General features: G+C 66.6%; 15 protein-coding genes. 4 read left to right on the forward strand and 11 right to left on the reverse strand.

The features are described 5' to 3' along the window. Positions 1-48 precede the first annotated feature (48 nt). Genes OG371_RS46845 through OG371_RS46860 form a run of 4 tightly spaced genes read right to left on the reverse strand, consistent with a single transcriptional unit; the run spans position 49 to position 4,478 of the window. Positions 49-1,671, reverse strand: coding sequence for an AMP-binding protein (locus tag OG371_RS46845; RefSeq protein WP_329064113.1), 1,623 nt, complete (start codon positions 1,669-1,671; stop codon positions 49-51). A gap of 28 nt (positions 1,672-1,699) precedes the next feature. After that, entirely contained in the window at positions 1,700-2,461 is a 762-nt protein-coding gene (locus OG371_RS46850; protein WP_329064115.1) for a maleate cis-trans isomerase family protein, read from the reverse strand. Beyond that, positions 2,458-3,354 carry a fumarylacetoacetate hydrolase family protein gene (locus tag OG371_RS46855; protein WP_329064117.1) on the reverse strand — a complete coding sequence of 299 codons (897 nt, stop codon included), beginning with the start codon at positions 3,352-3,354 and terminating at the stop codon, positions 2,458-2,460. Before OG371_RS46855 ends, OG371_RS46850 begins: the two co-directional genes overlap by 4 nt. A 17-nt stretch (positions 3,355-3,371) precedes the next feature. Beyond that, positions 3,372-4,478 (reverse strand): cupin domain-containing protein, encoded by a 1,107-nt coding sequence (locus tag OG371_RS46860; RefSeq protein WP_329064119.1) that lies wholly within the window; start codon positions 4,476-4,478, stop codon positions 3,372-3,374. Positions 4,479-4,572: 94 nt separating this feature from the next. Here OG371_RS46860 and OG371_RS46865 point away from each other — a divergent pair, with 94 nt between their 5' ends. From OG371_RS46865 to OG371_RS47585, 4 genes are all read left to right on the forward strand, one after another. Then, complete coding sequence (locus OG371_RS46865) at positions 4,573-5,076, forward strand: acyl-CoA thioesterase (RefSeq protein ID WP_329064121.1); 504 nt, start codon at positions 4,573-4,575, stop codon at positions 5,074-5,076. Then, a complete protein-coding gene (locus OG371_RS46870) occupies positions 5,073-7,463 on the forward strand; it encodes an oxidoreductase (protein ID WP_329064122.1) in 2,391 nt (796 codons plus the stop codon). The genes OG371_RS46865 and OG371_RS46870 overlap by 4 nt, the downstream gene beginning before the upstream one ends. After that, positions 7,463-8,533 (forward strand): carbon-nitrogen hydrolase family protein, encoded by a 1,071-nt coding sequence (locus OG371_RS46875; RefSeq protein WP_329064124.1) that lies wholly within the window; start codon positions 7,463-7,465, stop codon positions 8,531-8,533. Before OG371_RS46870 ends, OG371_RS46875 begins: the two co-directional genes overlap by 1 nt. A 112-nt stretch (positions 8,534-8,645) precedes the next feature. Further along, positions 8,646-8,834 carry a transposase gene (locus OG371_RS47585; protein WP_442876063.1) on the forward strand — a complete coding sequence of 63 codons (189 nt, stop codon included), beginning with the start codon at positions 8,646-8,648 and terminating at the stop codon, positions 8,832-8,834. 225 nt (positions 8,835-9,059) lie between these two features. On the opposite strand, the gene folD is transcribed toward OG371_RS47585, so the two are convergent. From folD to OG371_RS46910, 7 genes are read right to left on the reverse strand one after another with little or no spacing between them, the layout of a single operon-like run. Continuing rightward, positions 9,060-9,923 carry a bifunctional methylenetetrahydrofolate dehydrogenase/methenyltetrahydrofolate cyclohydrolase FolD gene (gene folD / locus OG371_RS46880; RefSeq protein ID WP_329064126.1) on the reverse strand — a complete coding sequence of 288 codons (864 nt, stop codon included), beginning with the start codon at positions 9,921-9,923 and terminating at the stop codon, positions 9,060-9,062. Positions 9,924-9,925: 2 nt separating this feature from the next. Next, positions 9,926-11,344, reverse strand: a complete 1,419-nt coding sequence (locus tag OG371_RS46885) for an aminomethyl transferase family protein (protein ID WP_329064128.1) — start codon at positions 11,342-11,344, stop codon at positions 9,926-9,928. A 57-nt stretch (positions 11,345-11,401) separates the two neighbouring features. Then, entirely contained in the window at positions 11,402-12,277 is an 876-nt protein-coding gene (gene purU / locus OG371_RS46890; protein WP_329064130.1) for a formyltetrahydrofolate deformylase, read from the reverse strand. A 10-nt stretch (positions 12,278-12,287) separates the two neighbouring features. Then, the gene (locus tag OG371_RS46895; protein WP_329064133.1) at positions 12,288-13,151 is read right to left on the reverse strand and encodes a methylenetetrahydrofolate reductase; all 864 of its coding nucleotides are present in this window, start codon (positions 13,149-13,151) and stop codon (positions 12,288-12,290) included. Positions 13,152-13,208: 57 nt separating this feature from the next. Continuing rightward, entirely contained in the window at positions 13,209-14,828 is a 1,620-nt protein-coding gene (locus OG371_RS46900; RefSeq protein ID WP_329064136.1) for an AMP-binding protein, read from the reverse strand. Between the two features lie 11 nt (positions 14,829-14,839). Then, positions 14,840-15,778 (reverse strand): fumarylacetoacetate hydrolase family protein, encoded by a 939-nt coding sequence (locus OG371_RS46905; protein ID WP_329064138.1) that lies wholly within the window; start codon positions 15,776-15,778, stop codon positions 14,840-14,842. Further along, positions 15,775-17,139: an MFS transporter gene (locus OG371_RS46910; RefSeq protein ID WP_329064140.1), complete on the reverse strand. Its 1,365-nt coding sequence runs from the start codon at positions 17,137-17,139 to the stop codon at positions 15,775-15,777. Before OG371_RS46910 ends, OG371_RS46905 begins: the two co-directional genes overlap by 4 nt. Positions 17,140-17,171: the final 32 nt, after the last annotated feature.

Consider the following 17,171-nt stretch of genomic DNA (forward strand, 5'->3'; position numbering starts at 1 on the left):
ACCAAGCCCGGATCGCACGCTGCCCCACTCCGCGGTCAGAGCGGCAGATCAGGCTGTGTCCTGCCGGTCGGCTTGACGCAGCCGATAGCGCTGGATCTTGCCGCTGGCAGTCTTGGGAAGCTCGGTGACGAAGTCGATGATCCTGGGATATTTGTACGGCGCGATCGACTGCTTCACGTGGTCCTGCAGATCAACGGCCTTGTCGACGTTCCCGTTCACGCCGTCACGTAAGACGACGAACGCGCGCACGACAGCGCCTCGGGCCGCATCCGGTGCCCCGACCACCGCGGTCTCGGCGACGTCGGAATGCCGGAGCAACGCTTCCTCGACCTCTGCGCCCGCGATGTTGTAGCCCGAGGAGATGATCATGTCGTCGTTGCGAGCCTGGTACCAGTAGTAGCCGTCGCTGTCTCGCAGGTAGGTGTCACCGGTGATGTTCCAGCCGTCTTGCACATAGGTCGCCTGCCGGGGGTCGGCGAGGTAGCGGCAACCGGTCGGTCCCTTGACCGCCAGCCGTCCCGGCGTGTCGTCGGCTACCTGGTTGCCGTCGTTGTCGAGGAGGGTGACCTGAAAACCCGGGACAGCCTTGCCCGTCGCCCCCGGCCGGATGTCCTCGTCGGCGGCGGACAGGAAGATGTGCAGCAGCTCCGTGCCACCGATGCCGTTGATGATCTTGAGGCCGGTGGCCCGATGGAACTGGTCCCACGTCGAGGCCGGCAGGTGCTCTCCCGCTGAAATGCAGCGCCGCAAGGCCCGCAACGTCGGCGCTTTCCCTGCCGCGAGCATCGCCTTGTACGCGGTGGGCGCGGTGAACAAGACCGTCACCCGGTGACGCTCGACGGCATCAGCGAGTTCTTCCGGCGTCGCGCGCTCGATCAGCAGCGTCGAAGCACCTACACGCAACGGGAAAACGACCAAACCGCCCAGGCCGAAGGTGAACCCCAGCGGCGGCGTGCCGGTGAACACGTCGTCCGCGGTGGGTTTCAGCAGATGCCGGGCGAAGGTGTCGGCAGTGGCCAGCACGTCGCGGTGAAAGTGCATGGTGGCCTTGGACTTACCGGTAGTGCCCGACGTCGGGGCGAGCATGACCACGTCGTCGGCGGCCGTGTCGACGGCGGTGAAGTGGCGGTCCTTGCCCGTGACCAGCTGCGTGAGGTCGGCCGGATCGTCCGTGCCGTAGCCGATCCGGGGCGGCCCGCCGACGAGTTTCGCGAGGTCGGTGTCGAAGCGATGGTCGGTGATGATCAGGCTGGGCCGAGTCAGGTCGATCAGCTCGCCGACCTCCCGCTCTCGCAGCAGAGGCATGGTGGTCACCGCGACGGCACCGGCCTTGACCACGCCGAACCACGCCGCCGTCAGCCAGGGGTTGTTGGGTCCGCGCAGCAGCACCCGGTTGCCGGGCACGATTCCGAGGTCCTCGGTCAGCACGCGCGCGATCTGGTTGCTGCGCTGCGACAGGTCTCCGTATGTCCAGGTGTCGGTGTCGGTCAGCAGGCAGGGTGCTTCGGCGCCGTACTCGCGGATGGTGGTCTCCAGTAGCTCCACCGCGCAGTTGAGCCGCTCGGGATACTGCAGTTCGGGCAGCTCGAAAAGGAACTCGGGCCACTGGTCCTGGGGAGGCAGGTTGTCTCGGCAGAACGTATCGATATGCGCGGACGGTGACAACGGCATCAGCACAGCTCCTCGTTCGGGACGAACATCAGGCGTCGGCGTACCGGCCGGACAGCAGGCTGCCTGCTCCTGGTGCGACAGCGGGCAGTCCGAGTGCTCGCATCATCTGATGCGCGGTCGCGATCGAGGCGGACAGGACAGGTTTGCCGAACGTCTGTTCCGCGATTTCGATCGACTCGAGTGACGGCATCTGCACACAAGCCGACAGCACGATGACGTCGGCGTCGCTGTTGTCGAGTGCGCCCGCGATCGGGATGAGCTTCCGGGGGTCGTGCGCGGCGACCTGCAGGTTGTCCGGGATCTCCAGCGCGGTGTAGTCGCTGACCTCGACCCCTTCATGGCGGATGTAGTCCACGACGGTGTCGGTGAGCGGCCGCAGATAGGGACACACCAGGGTGATCTTCCGCGCGCCCAGCACGTTCAACGCGTTCACCAACGCGCCTGCGCTGGTGACGACCGGCGCCGGGGCGCCGTTGTCCACGGTCACCGCGGACAGCTTCTTCTCCGAGGCGTGGTGGTACCCGTGGCCCAGGCTCATGATGGCCACCAGGCAGGCATAGCCGAGAACGTCGACGTGCGCGTCGGACAGCTCGGCCGCGCACCGCTCGGCGTCGGCGTCCATCGCCGCGAGTTCCTCTTTGCTGACCTGCTTCATCCGCATACGACTGGAATGAAAGGTGAACCGCTCCGGGGCGATCGTTTCCCTGGCCCGGAAGATGGCCGGTATCTCCGTCTCCATCGTGACATTCGAACTCGGCACGATCTGCCCGATCCGGAACGGCCCGCTCATCGCGCGTCCACCACCGGATTGCGCAAGGTGCCGATGGACTCCACCGTCAGCTCCACGACGTCGCCAGGCCGGAGGAATTGCTGGGGAGTGAAGCCGGCGCCCACTCCGGCCGGGGAGCCGGTCGCGATGACGTCGCCCGGCTCCAAAGTCATGCCCGAGGTGATGTCCGCAATGAGCTCCCGAATGGAGAAAAGCATGTACCTTGTATTGGACTTCTGTTTCACCTCACCGTTGACTCGCAGCGACAGATCGAGAGCTTGTGGGTCGGGCACGGCGTCGGCGGTGAGGATCGCGGGCCCGAACGGCGCGTAGGAATCCTGCCCCTTGGAAAAAAACCACTGCCCGGACCGTCGCTGGTCACGCGCACTGATGTCGTTGACGATGCTGTAACCGAAGACGTAGTCGAGCGCCGCGCTTTCGGGCACCCGCTTGGCCGTACGGCCGATGACCACCGCGAGCTCGACCTCCCAGTCGAGCTGCTCGGTCAGGTCGCCGTTGTGCAAAATGGGATCGCCGGGCCCGACCACTGCGGTCGAGGGCTTGCTGAAGAGCACTGGCCGAGCGGGGAGTTCTTGGGCGGTGTCCAGGGTACGAGCGGACTCCGCGACGTGCTCGGTGTAATTCAGCCCGACGCCGACGATCTTTCCCGGGCGTAAGGGCGCGTGGAGTTGCACTTCGCTGTGCGGATAAGTCGTGTTCGCGGCGCCTGCGTCCTGCACGAGCGGGGCGATGGCATCGACAGCGCCGGCTCCTGTACGTACGACGTCGAGCAAGGTGGCAGGCACCGTGACACGCCGTTCTTCGGCGAGCGCGCCGACGTCGATGACACCGGTGTCGGTCTGCACCCCGAGCCGGTTTCGGCCGGCAGTTCCGGAAAAGGTGACCAGCAGCATCAGAGGACTCCGTCTTTTTAGTTGAGGGGCTGGTGGCCGTTGTTGTCGGTGTAGGCCTCTTCGCGGAAGAAACCCAGTGACCGCATGACGGGAAAGTCGTTGAACGAGAACAGGCAGGCGTCGTCCGAGGTGCTGATGTTCTTGTGTTCGTGCCACGCCCAGGACGGCACGCAGAAGATGTCGCCTTCTGTCCAGTCGAAGCGCTGCCCGGCGACGATGGAGTAGCCGCTGCCTTTGGCCGCGGTGTAGATCTTCGAGCCGACCTGGCGATGTGCTTGGGTGGCCTCGCCGGCACGCAGCAATTGCATGTGGGCGCTCATCGTCGGCATCACTGAACCGCCGGTCAGCGGGTTGCTGTACTCCATGATGATCCCGTCGAACGGGGAGCCGTCCGAGGATTTGGCCGCGTTCAGCAGAGCCTCGTAGGTCGATTCCCACGGATACGCGAACAGCGGTGAGTAACGGTTGCTCCAGGTGTCGCCGAACGGACGTAGCTGTCCTGCCCCGTACGTCAAGAGCGAGGAATTGGTGACGCCCTCGCGCTTCTGATACACGTCCGGATGTACCTCATAGAATGGGGCGTCGAGGGCGTTGACCAGGGGGATGTCCAACCCGTCCTGCCAGATGACCGGGCCGTCGCCCCCTTCGTTGCCGTGCTCGTGCCAGGTCCAGTTCGGGGTGATGGCGAAGTCGCGAGGGCCCACCTGTAGCTTCTGGCCATCCACGACGGTCCACGCGCCGGTTCCCTCGAGAACGAAGCGCAACGCGGCCGCTTGGTGGCGGTGCGCCGTCATTGACTCGCCGGGACCCATGACCTGCAGGCCGGTGTACAGCAGTCCGACGGTGGCAGCGATGTCTCGGCGCTGCGGGTTGTACAGAGCCACGACGCGACGGCCAGCGTCGTCGCCGCTGACGAGTTTCAGTGCTTCGAGGACCAGCGGGCGCAGCTCCTGGTAGCTCCACTTCATCGGCCTCGATTGAGGCTGCGGATACCAGGGTTCGATCTTGTTGGCGATCGTCCAGAGCGCGCCGGCTTCGAGCTTCTCCAGCCGCTCGTAGTACGTCCGCAGGTCCGCGCTGTCTTTGACCCTGGCCCGGCCGAGCATGTCATCACTGTTCGTCACGGCGTCCTCCACACACTTCGATATGACGAGATGTTGACGGGAGTCATCATCGCTATATATGTTTTGGATTGTCAAGCGACCCGGAAGGACAGTGATGACACACCCCGAACCTTTGCCCCGCAACAGCATCGGGGCCGCCCCAGCACTGTCCCATCAGGACAGAGCCGACGACTCCCCGCTCGGGGCCGTGGTGGAAAGGCGCGTCGAGTGGTCCGACACCGACGCCTCAGGCCACCACCACAACACGGCGATCATCCGCTGGACGGAGGCCGCCGAGGCGGAGCTCCTGCGCCGACACAACCTGGAACGGCTCTGGGGACGGTCCCCCCGCGTACGACACGAAATCAATTACCTCGGCCGGCTGTGGTTCGGTCAATCCATCACGATCCGGCTGCGCGTCGCGGCGCTGGGCCGGACCTCGCTGACCTACGAGTTCGAACTCGCCGGCCCGACCGGAGTCGCGGCCACAGGTCTGGTCGTCGTCGCGCACGCGGCACCCGGCGACCCCTCTTCGACGCCGTGGCCGGAGGACGTGCGCGCAGCGTTCGCCAAGGTGTCCAGAACCTCAACCCCGGATACAGCTATGGAGACGTCGTGACACGAATCGCCATCATCGGGGGCGGGCCTGGCGGCCTGTATTTCGCCGCGCTCGCCAAACAGCTCGACCCCACACGCGAAGTCACCGTCTGGGAACGCAACGCCGCTGCTGACACGTTCGGCTTCGGCGTGGTCTTCTCCGACGAGACGCTGGACGGCATCGCCCAGGCCGATCCACAGATCTTCACCGCCATGGAAGCCGAGTTCGCTCGATGGAGCGACATCGACATCCGGTACCGCGGCACCACCGAGACCTCCGGCGGGCACGGCTTCGCCGCCATCGAACGCAAACGGCTCCTGGAAATCCTGCAGAGACGTTGCACGGACCTCGGCGTGGACCTCCGTTTCTCCACCGTCGCGCCCACGGCGGCACAACTGTCCCGTGACCACGATCTGGTGGTCGCGGCAGACGGCGTGAACTCGGCGAGCCGCGCGCAGCACGCCGCCGTCTTCAAACCGTCGCTGGACGAGCACAACTGCCGCTACATGTGGCTGGCCACTGATCGGGTTCTCGAGGCCTTCACGTTCGTCATCGAGGAGACCCCACACGGACCGGTGCAGGTGCACGGCTACCCGTTCAGCTCCGAGCAAAGCACTTTCATCGTCGAGATGAACGAAAAGACCTGGCGGGCCGCGGGATTCGCCGACCTAGCCGCGCAGGACCGACCACCGGGTGTCAGCGACGACGAGAGCGTGGCGCGGATAGCCGAGCTGCTCGGCGACTTCCTCGACGGACATTCGCTGCTGACGAACAACTCGAAGTGGTTGCGGTTCACCACTGTCCGCAACGAGTCCTGGCGCCACGGGACTATCGTCCTGTTGGGAGACGCGGCGCATACGGCGCACTTCTCCATCGGCTCCGGCACCAAACTGGCCATGGAGGACAGTCTCGCCCTCGCGGCGGCGATCGAAGCGCAACCGGACGATCTCCTGGCCGCGCTGGCCGCCTACGAAACGGCCCGCCGGCCGGTGGTGGAATCCACCCAGCGCGCGGCCCAAGCCAGCCTGGAATGGTTCGAGACGATCGAACACCCCATCGGCAAGGAACCGGCCCAGTTCGCCTTCAATCTGCTCACCCGCAGCCTCAGGGTCACCTACGACAACCTCCGCCTGCGAGACCCCGGCTACGCCGCGAGTCTCGACCGGTGGTTCCACCTCAACGAAACGCACGACGAGCAGGTCACGACTCCACCGCCCCCCTTGTTCCAGCCGTATCACCTGGCGGGGGTCAGCATGCGCAACAGGATCATCGCGGCGCCCGTGTCGTCGTACCAAGCTCACGACGGCGTGCCCGGCAGCGCCGAACTTCTTCACCTGTCCGGAAAAGCCCTCGGCGGAGCCGGCCTCGTCCTCACCGGCATGACCGCGGTCAGCGCTCAAGGACGAGCCACTCCGGCCTGCCCCGGGCTCTACGACGACAGCCAGGTCGCAGCTTGGCGAGAAGTCACCGACGCAGTCCACGCCCACAGCGGGGCGTTGATCGGTGTGCAGCTCAACCACTCCGGCCCCAAAGGCTCCACCACTGTCCCTCAGCACGGTCCCCTGGGCACCGCCCTCACTGACGGCGCGTGGCCGACAGTCGGACCCTCAGCGATCCCATTCGGGGACCTCCCCGAGCCGGCACAGGCGACGCCGACCGACCTGGGCACGATCGTGGATGACTTCGCCGCCGCCACACGGCGGGCGGACGAAGCAGGTTTCGATGTACTGGAGATCCAGGCAGGCCACGGATTCCTGCTCTCGGCGTTCCTGTCGCCACTGACCAACAAGCGCACCGACGACTACGGCGGTGACCTGGAGAACAGGCTGCGATTTCCCCTCCAGGCCATCGACGCCGTGCGCGCGAACTGGCCGACCGGCAAGCCCCTGCTCGCCAGGATCTCCGCGGTCGACTGGGCGGAAGGCGGCACCACCCTGGACGACGCGGTCCGCATCGCCCAGGCGCTCTCCGAACACGGCGTCGACGCCATAGACGTCTCGAGCGGCGAAGTGGTCGCGACAGAGAAGCCAGCCTACGGACGGTGTTATCAGACACCACTCGCCGAGCACATCCGTTCCGAGACCGGCATCCCCACGATCGCGGTCGGCGGCATCGGCGGGTACGACGACGCCAACTCGATCGTCCTGGCCGGCCGCGCTGACCTGGTTGCGATCGGCAGGGCCTACCTGCACGACCCGTCCTGGGCCCTGCACGCCGCCGCGGACCTCGGCTACACCGGCCCCGGCGCGTACTGGCCACCGTTCCAGACCGCGGGTCAAGCAAAACCAGTCACCGGCGGGCGGGCCAGGCCGCTGCTCTCACTGAGCCTGCCCGCCCCCGAACCCGTGCACCGCAGATGGGCCCAAACCGACGCAATCGTCGCCACGGCCGGAACGAGGTCCGTGTGATGGAACATTTTTCGCGCTTCACCGCCGCTGCCGTACAGGCCGCCCCCGTCTACCTCGACCCCGCGGCCACCGTCGCCAAAGCGGCCTCGCTGATCAGGGAAGCCGCTCAAAACGGAGCCACCCTGATCGCCTTTCCCGAGGTGTTCGTCCCAGGCTATCCATATTGGAACTGGACTATGAGCCCCGTACAGGGCTCGCCCCTGTTCGAGCGGCTCTACCGAGCGTCCATCGACATCCCCGGCCCCCACCTCGACACACTGCGCGCGGCCGCCGCCGCGACCGGCACGACGGTGGTGATCGGCGTCAGCGAGCGCAGCCGACGCAGCCACGGCCTGATGTACAACAGCGTCGTCACGATCGGGACCGACGGCACCGTGCTCAACGTCCACCGCAAACTGGTGCCGACCTGGGCGGAAAAACTGACCTGGGGACAAGGTGACGGCAGCACGGTCCGAGTTGTCGACTCAGCCGTCGGCCCGCTCGGTGTCCTCGCCTGCGGGGAGAACACCAACACCCTGGCACGATTCTCCCTGCTCGCACAGGGCGAACTGGTCCACGTGGCGAACTACATCTCACTACCCGTCGCACCGGCCGACTACGACATGGCACACGCCATCGCCATCCGCAGTGCCGCACACGCCTTCGAGGGAAAGATCTTCTCCGTGGTCGCCTGCTCGACGATCAACGACGAGATGATCGGCATCGCGTCAGAACACGACGGCAAGATCGCCGAACTGATGCGCCGCCCCCGAAGCGCCCTGTCCGGCATCTTCGGCCCCGACGGCAACCCGGTCGGTGACACCCTGATCGACACCGAGGGCATCGTCTACGCCGACATCGACCTGGCCCGCTGCATCCAGCCCAAGCAAATGCACGACATCGTCGGTAACTACAACCGCTTCGACGTCTTCCAGCTGCACCACGACACCGCTCCCCGGCAACCAGTTGTGTTCACCATGCCCGCTTCAGGCCAGGACCACACAGGGATCCGCACCTGCCTTCGGGCCGTGGCAGGCCGAAGCGGACCAGGCTGGGGCGGTCAGGAGCCGGTTGTCCCGCCCCGGGTTTGATGGAGACATCGAATACCCGGCGGATTCACAGTCATGCGGCACCACGGAAGTACCAGGACGAGTTGCGGGAGCGGGCGACGCGGCCGGCGGTTGAGGCCAGGTGGGGGGCCCCGTGTCGGCCGGAGGGGCGATCAAACGGTTCGCCGACCAGCTCGGTGTGCGCCCGGAGGCGTTGCGGACGTGGGTGAAGCAGGCCGAAACCGACGAGGGAACACGACCGGGAACGACCTCGACAGAAGCGGCCAGGTCGCCGAGCTGGAACGCAAGGTGCGTGAGCTGCGCCGGGCGAACCCGATCCTGAAGTCAGCGGCGTCTTTTTTTCGCAGCGGAGCCGGACCGTTCGTCGCGATGAAGGTCGAATTCGTTGACTCTCAACGGGAGCAGCACGGTGTCCAGCCGGTCCTGCGGGCGTTTGAGGGCACGCCCGCCGATATCGCACCGTCGACCTACTACGCCGCCAAGACCCGTCCCGAGTCGCCCGCGCGGCATCCGACCGGGTGCTGGCCGACAAGATCGAGCAGGTGCACTAGTAACCGTGACGAGTACCGGTGTCCCGGGCGGCCCGCAGGGTGTTGGCCAGCAGCATGGCGATCGTCATCGGTCCCACCCCGCCGGGTACCGGTGTGAGCAGACCGGCGATCGCACGCACCTCGGAGAAACGCACATCACCGCGCAGCCCTGCCTCGTCCCGATGGATGCCGACGTCGATCACCGTCGCGCCAGGGCGGACAGCCTCCGGGCCGACCAGCCCGGGCACACCGGCGGCGACAATGAGCACATCCGCCTCGCGGGCGTGCGCGGCCAGGTCCTTCGTCCGGGAGTGACAGAGTGTGACTGTGGCGTCCCGGGCGAGCAGGAGCTGCGCCATCGGCCGCCCGACCAGCACCGACCGCCCGACCACCACTGCCTTCGCTCCGGCGAGGCCGACCCCGTACTCGTCGAGCAATCGCTCGATCCCGGCCGGTGTGCACGGGCGCAGACCGGGACGGCTCAGGGCGAGGCGCCCCACGTTGCCCGTGGTCAGCCCGTCCACGTCCTTGTCCGGCGGGATCCGGTCGACGAGGGTGCCCGCATCGAGGTGGCCCGGCAGCGGGAGCTGCAACAGGATGCCGCTCACCTCCGGATCCTCGGCGAGCTGGTCCAGCACGTCCTCGACCTGCTGTTGCGTCACGTCCGCCGGCAGCCGCTGGTGGAAGTCCACCATGCCCGCGGCCACACACGCCCGGCGCTTGTTGCGCACGTAGACCTCGGAGGCCGGATCGTCGCCGACGAGAACGGTGGCCAGGCCGGGCGCACGGCCACCGTGTGCGACCAATGCGGCGACCCCTTCCGACACCTCCTGCCGGACCCGTGCGGCGACCGCCTTCCCGTCGATCAACTCTGCGCTCACCGTCAGGCCTTCGCGCCCAGATCGGCCCGTCGCATTCGCTGGACCGCGCCCGCGAAGGGGGCCGGGGCGACCACCACGCGGATTTCGGTCTGCTGGTGTTTCTCGACCTGTGGCTTACGCGAGCCGCCCCACGCCTCACCCCAGGTCAGGACGAGCTCCGTGCCGATCTCGGCGTGCTCCGGGTCGAGCATCGCCAGTGAGAGCAGCTCACCGTCGTTGTATCCCGCATGGCACGAAACTCCGGCAGGCCTGCCCGCAGCATCCTGCACAGCGTCGAACTGGTTCCAGCCGTAGTAGCTGACGGGCAGGTCGATCGCCTTGTACCGGGGTCCCTCGCCGAGCTGCGAGGCGAATACGCGCAGCACGTCGTCGCGATTCCACACCAGCGTGCGCTTGGTCCTGCGATCCTCCGGCCGGATCTCCTCGAGCGCCGAACGTCCGATGAAGTCGTGGTCGAACTTCACGATGCGTTCGTAGCCAAGGTCGTAGGGCGTCGCGTAGTAGTCCTCGATGTTCGGTGAGCGGAAGCTCCCGGTGAGCTGAATGTGGGCCTCCCACGACGTCGAGGACAACCACTCACGGAAACCCCTCGTCTCCTCACCGGTGAAGATTCCCGGTACCGGGTAAGGCATCCATCCGCTCGACATCGGCGTGCTGTAGTACGCCTGGGTCCCGCAGGGCACGAGCCCGTACTGGTCACCCGTGGCGAGTAGTGCGTCGCGCACCGCGTCGTGGTCGGCGAAGGCGCCGGAAAGCTCCACACCCTGGTACCCGGCCATGCCATGACGCAGGACGAGGACCTCCTTCCCGGCGATCGAGACCTTGGCGGTGCGGAAGAACGGAATCGTCGGCGCCTCGCCGTCCACCGCTGACGCGAAGATCTTGCCGGCGTTGGGGCCGTCGAGCTGGAACCGGAACTTCGTCCGCCGGCCGGTCGGGTTGTCCGTCGTCTGGTTGTCGCGGACGACAGTCACGTCGTAGCCGCCGGTTTCGGCGTGATACTGCACCCAGTCGAGGACGGGCATACCGCTCACCAGCTCGAAGCTCTGCTCACCGTGGCGGTAGAGGATGCAGTCGCCGATAGCGTGCCCGCTCGGAGCGCAGGCAACGAACTGCTTGGCCCGGTCGGAGGCGAAGTTGGCGAACGTGTTGACGCCGAGCCGTTCGAGTAGCCCCGGTGAGCCGGGGCCGTTCAGGAAGAGCTCGGGCATGTTGTGGGTCTGCTGGAACAGCACCGCGGTCTCGCTCCAGGCGCGCTGCTCGTCCCGCCAGTTGGAGTAGGCAGGCGGAGTGAGCGCCGCCGCGGCCGCACCGCCCGCGTTGAAAGCCGGTGAGCGGGTGTCGTTGGAGAAATAGTCGACGAGGTCCGGCAGACCGTCGACGAGGTCCTGCAGCGACGGCTCTGTCGATGCTCGAGACATGGGGGTCCTTCCATCAATACGGCTGGAACTGGTGTGGCGTTCGATCGTGGGTGGACGCTAGAAGACGATGGTGCGATTCTCCCAGCGGACGACCCGGTCCTGGCAATGCCAGAGCACGGCCCGGGCCAGGACCTCGCGCTCCACGTTGGCGCCGCGGCGGACCATCTCCTCCAGGCTGTCCTCATGTGAGATCCGCACGACGTCCTGTTCGATGATCGGGCCCTCGTCGAGGTCCTCGGTGACGTAGTGTGCCGTCGAACCGATCAGCTTGACGCCGCGCTCCCGCGCCCGCTTGTACGGGGCGGCACCGATGAACGCGGGCAGGAACGAGTGGTGGATGTTGATCACCGGCACGTCGATCTCCTTCAGGAAGGTGCCCGAGAGGATCTGCATGTAGCGCGCGAGCACGACCAGATCGACGTTGTCCGCCAGCAGCTTGGCGATCTGGTTCTCCGACTCCGTCTTGTCCTGCCCCGGTGCACCGGGCACGTGGAAGAATGGGATACCGAAGAATCGCACGTCCTCGGCGACGTCGGAATGGTTGGAGATCACCATGGGCACGGTGATCGGCAGCTCACCGCGACGCTGGCGCCACAGCAGGTCGAGCAGGCAGTGATCGGACTTCGACGCCAGAATCGCCACCCGCAACGGCGCCGAGAGGTCCCGAAACCGCCACGCGAGACCGAGTTCGGCCCCTGCGGAGGTGCTGAGACCCTCCTCCAGCGCGGGCAGCGCGGCTTGCAGGTCAGGAACGTGGATCACGGTGCGCTGGAAGAACGCACCGCCCTCGGGGTCGTCGCTGTACTGGTCGAGAGCGACGATGTTCGCTCCGTGCTTGCTCAGCACCGCGGCGACCGCCGCTACGATCCCTTGCCTGTCATCACCGTGGACCACGAGGCTCGCGTGGTCACGCAACAGTCCGGTATGCCTCATCAGGGTCTCCTCAGTTCGGCTGCGCGGTCTGGATCCAGTCCGCGGTCGCTCGAACTCCGCCGAAGGTGTAGAAGTGCAGCAGGACCGCGCCGTGCGAAGCCGGGTCGATCGCCGCTTCGAGGTCGGCCACGAACCGGGTCGGTCCGGCCGTGCCGAGTAGTCCGGTCAACGAGAAGCCGTACTTCTGCACGACTGTCGCTGACGAGCTGACGCCGAACCGCTTGGCGTACCGGAGCAGCCGGCGCGCGCCGGCGGGGCCGGGCACTCCGATGCGGACGGGAGCGTCGATCCCCTGTTTGCGCAATCGCTCGAGCCAGGTGATCGGCGCGGCCGCGTCGAACACGAACTGCGTCGCCACCGAGTAACCCAGGCCCTGTTCCCGTAACGCGACCGACTTGTCCTTGACCGCCTGCCACAGCACCTCGTCTTCGATCTTCGGGTGTCCTTCCGGATACCCGGCGATGTCGACGTGACGGACGCCGTGCTCGACGAGGGCTCCGCTGGAGATCACCGCGAGCGCGTCCGGGAACGGACCGGCGGGCTCGGCCGGATCGCCGCCGATGACCACCACATCCTCGACAGCACCGATCCGGGCGAGAGCGGCAAGGTACGTGTCGAGCTCCCCGCGAGAACGCAGGCGGCGCGCGGAAATGTGCGGGACCGGCCGGAATCCGAGATCCTTGATCACCTCAGCGGCACGCACCCGCATCGAGGCATCCTCGTTGGCCAGGAAGGTGATGTTGACGCGGGTTCCTGGCGGAATCTTCGCCGACGCGGCCCACAAGTCGTCGACGTCTTTACCGGTGATCTCCAGCGAGAAGCCCCGCAGGAGACCAGACTCGCGGTTCCCCGCGAGATCGGTTGAGGTGTTCACGTGACTCCTTCACTGACGATCACGTTCTTTCGCGGCGTGTTCAGGTGCAGCTGTGGCTCAGCTCCGGATTTTCAGGGCGCTTCCGGCCCAGGCTGCTTCGCGCAGCTCGTTCTTGCGGACTTTTCCGGTTGAGGTTCTGGGGAGTTCGGTGACGAACTCGACCTCGCGCGGTGCCTTGTAATGCGCTATCCGGCTGCGTACGTGCGTGATGAGCGCGTCCGCATTCGGCTCTGCTCCCGGGACGAGGACGGCGAAAGCCTTCGGGCGTTCGCCCCACCTGTCATCCGGCACGCCGATCACGGCGACGTCGGAAACGTCGGGATGGCTGAGGAGGGCCTGCTCGACCTCCACCGTCGAGATGTTCTCGCCGCCGGAAATGACGATGTCCTTGGCCCGATCGAGGAGTTGCACGTAACCATCGGGATGCATGACGCCCAGGTCGCCCGAATGAAACCAGCCGGCCGCGAAGGCTTCCGCAGTGGCTGCGGCGTCGCGGTGGTATCCCTTCATGACGGAATTGCCGCGCATGACGATCTCACCCATTTCGACGCCGTCGGCAACAACGTCGAGAAGGCAGCCCGCCGGATCCGGCGCCGGGCGGACGACCCTGAGCCGTTCCGAGGTGAGCATCCCGACGCCCTGACGTGCGAGCAGGCGGCTCTGCTGGTCGGCCGGCCGGGCTGCCCAGTCGTCCCCGACCTCGCAGACGGCGTACGGACCGTACGTCTCGGTCAACCCGTAGACGTGGACGACCTCGGCGCCCAGTTCTCGCATGCGGGTGATGATCGTCGGGCTCGGCGGGGCGCCCGCGGTGGTCGCCGTGAGCGGGCGGTCGAGGCGGTGTGCTTGGGGAGCCGACGCGAGCGTGGTGAGTACGACGGGTGCTCCCGCGAGATGGGTGATGGCTTCTGTGTCGATCAGCGACCACATTTCGGCGCCACGGACCCCTCGCACGCAGATGTGGGTGCCGGCCGCGGCAGTCAGGGCCCAGGTCGTGCACCAGCCGTTGCAGTGGAACATCGGCAGGGTCCAGAGGTATCGGCTGCCGTCGCCGAAACCTTGGTGGTGGACCTCCCCGAGTGCGTTGAGGTAGGCACCCCGATGGCTGTACTCGACGCCCTTGGGCCTCCCGGTGGTTCCCGAGGTGTAGTTGATGGCGATGGTGCGCGTCTCGTCGTCCACCTCCCACGGAATCGGCTGGTCCGTGCCGTGCGCCAGGAAGTCCGCATAGCGGATCGCGCCGGGCGGCGAACGGTAGCCGCCATCCTGGCCGGGAATCTCGACGATCACGCTGACGGGCGCGTGGTCCGGCGATGCGCGCAACGCGCTGAGCAGATCACCGTCGCCCAGGAGCAACGTGGCACCGGAGTGCTCGCAGATATAGGCGATCTCCGCCGGGCTCAATCGTGTGTTGAGTGCGACCAGAACGGCGCCGGCCAGTGGAACGGCGAAGTGGGCGGCGAGCAGTTCCGCGGAGTTGGTACCGAGGAACACGACCCGGTCACCGGGCCGGATGCCGTTGCGCCGCAACGCCTGCGCCAGCACGGTCACCGTGCCCGCGAAGTCCGCCCAGGTCCATCGACGGGCGCCGTCGATCACCGCTGTGCGCGCGGGATGCACCTCGGCGGCGCGGGCGAGGAACCGCAGCGGGGTGAGGGCGGTGTCCAATCCGGGCATGCGGTCCTCCTTCACTCGCGCGGACGCAGCGGGATGACGTCGATTCCCGGCTGCACGGTCTGTGTGGTCTCGCCCAATCCCTCGCCACGCAGGCTGACCACGTCGCCCGGCCGCAGCCAGCGCTTGAAGTCCGCCAGGTCCTCGGTGTCGACGTGCTCCAGCAGGCAGCCTCCGGGCACCGTGCCGGATCCGATCACCGAGCCCGGTGGCAGATCGGTGCCCCGGGACAGATAGGAGATGAGCTCACCGAAGGTCCAGTCCATCTGATCGAGGGTGCCGCTGGTCAGCTCTTCGCCGTTGATCGTCGCGGAGAGGCCGAAGGCGAGGCGGCCATCCCGGCGATACGGTTCGAGCTCGTCGGCGGTGACCAGTGCCGGGCCAAGCGTGATCGCGCTGTCCTTGCTCTTCCCCATGCCGATGCCCTGGGCCATGTCCCGCAACTGGTGATCCCGTGCGGTCCAATCGTTGTAGAGCGTGTAACCGACGATGTGCTGCTCGGCGTCGTCCGGATGCAGATCACGGCCGCCACGGCCGATCACCGCCCCGACCTCCAACTCGAGATCGAACATGGTGCTGCCGGGAGAAATCGGGACATCGTCGTAGGGTCCGACGATCGCGTCCGCGTTGGCGAAGTAGAAGGCCGGGCCCGCCGACCACGCGGGATGCAGGGTTTCGTCACGGCCGAGCGCGCGGTAACAGCCGCGGAGATGGTCGAGGAAGCACAGTCCGTCCCGGACCGACGGCGGACGACGAAGCGGGGCGAGCAAACGAACGTCGTCGAGTGCACAGACCTGGGCAGGCGAGCGGCGAGCATCTTCCCCTGCCTCGGCAAGGCTGCCCGCGGCCAGTAACCCTTCCAAGGTCGTACCCGCGGCCAGGCCACGGACCGAGTCACCGTCGACGATGCCCGTGCGAACGCCTTTGCCCGCCTCAAAAGTCACCCATTTCACGGCGTTTTTCCTTCCTGAGCCAGGACTTCGCCCGTGGTATCGCTGGCTGCCTGCTCCACACCGCGGCCGAGATACAGCGGGATCTTCGAGACGAGGGCCGCCGCCAGAACTGTGATCACGCAGGCGAGGAAGCCGACGTACATCGGTGCTCCCGAACCGAGAGCCGACAGCAGCCCGACCATCGCGAGAGTCAGGAGGCCGCCGAGTATCGCGATGACCAGGTTGTACGACAAGGAATAGCCGGTCTGCCGGACCTCGGCCGGGAAAACCGAGGAAACGAGGCCTGGAACGACGGAGATGATCGCTCCCGCACCCACTGCCGCCGGCAACCCGATCCAGAGGGCAATGCTGGATCCTCGCGGAAGGCCAGGCAGAACGGCCAAAAGAAGCACCGTGCCCGTCGCTGTCACACCTGCCGCCCAGAGCAACACGAAGCGCCAGCCGTGGCGATCGGCGACGCGGCCCCAGAAGGGCATCATCACCAGTGCTCCCACGACGGAAATCAGGCTCGCCGCCAACGCCTCGGTTGCCGAAAGGTGCACTGATACCTGGAGGTAAGTGGGCCAGAAAGTGATGTAAGCGATGTTCGCGACAGCCAGCCCAGACACGACCAGGGCGCCGAAAAGCACTGCGCCACCATGGTTTTTCAGCACGTCACGCACCGGGCGCGGCTGCGTACGCCGGGGTTGCCTGCTCTGCTGCTGAAAGGCTGGGCTCTCGTCCAGGTTGCGGCGCAGGTACACGGAGACGATGCCCAGCACGCCGCCGATGATGAAGGGCAAGCGCCAGGCAAGTGACGGAGTGCCCGGTGTCAGATGAGTGGCGAGGAGGCTGCTGCCGAACGCCGCGCTCGCACCGAACAGCAACCCGACAAACGTCATCGCTTGCTGGAACGCGCCTGCTTTGGCCACGCCGCCGCGGTGTGCGTGTTCACTGACGAAAACGGCGGCGGCCGGTAGCTCCCCACCGACGGCACAGCCCTGAGCCACCCTCATGATCATCAGCAGGATCGGGGCGGGCCAGCCGACCTGTGCGTAGGTGGGCAGGAGGCCGGTGACCAGAGTGGCCGCCGACATCACCATGACGTTGATGACAAACAGTCGTTTACGTCCCACCCGGTCGGCCACCCGCGCGATGAGAACGCCGGCGACGGGCCGGATCAGGAAGCCGATCGCGTAGATGGCGAGCGTCTGGGCGAGTCTGAGAGTGTCGGTCCCGGAGGGAAAGAAGGCCGCTCCGATCAGTGTCGCGACGTAGAGATAGACGACGAAGTCGTAATTCTCGAGCGCGGCCCCGAGGGACCCGAGGCGGATATTGCGTCTGACTCGACGGTTTTCGTCCATGAGCGGCGAGAGCACCATTGCTACACAGCCTTAAATTGATTGGTCAACTC

The sequence above is a fragment of the Amycolatopsis sp. NBC_01480 genome (assembly GCF_036227205.1).
In the GTDB taxonomy this organism is placed as follows: Bacteria; Actinomycetota; Actinomycetes; order Mycobacteriales; family Pseudonocardiaceae; genus Amycolatopsis.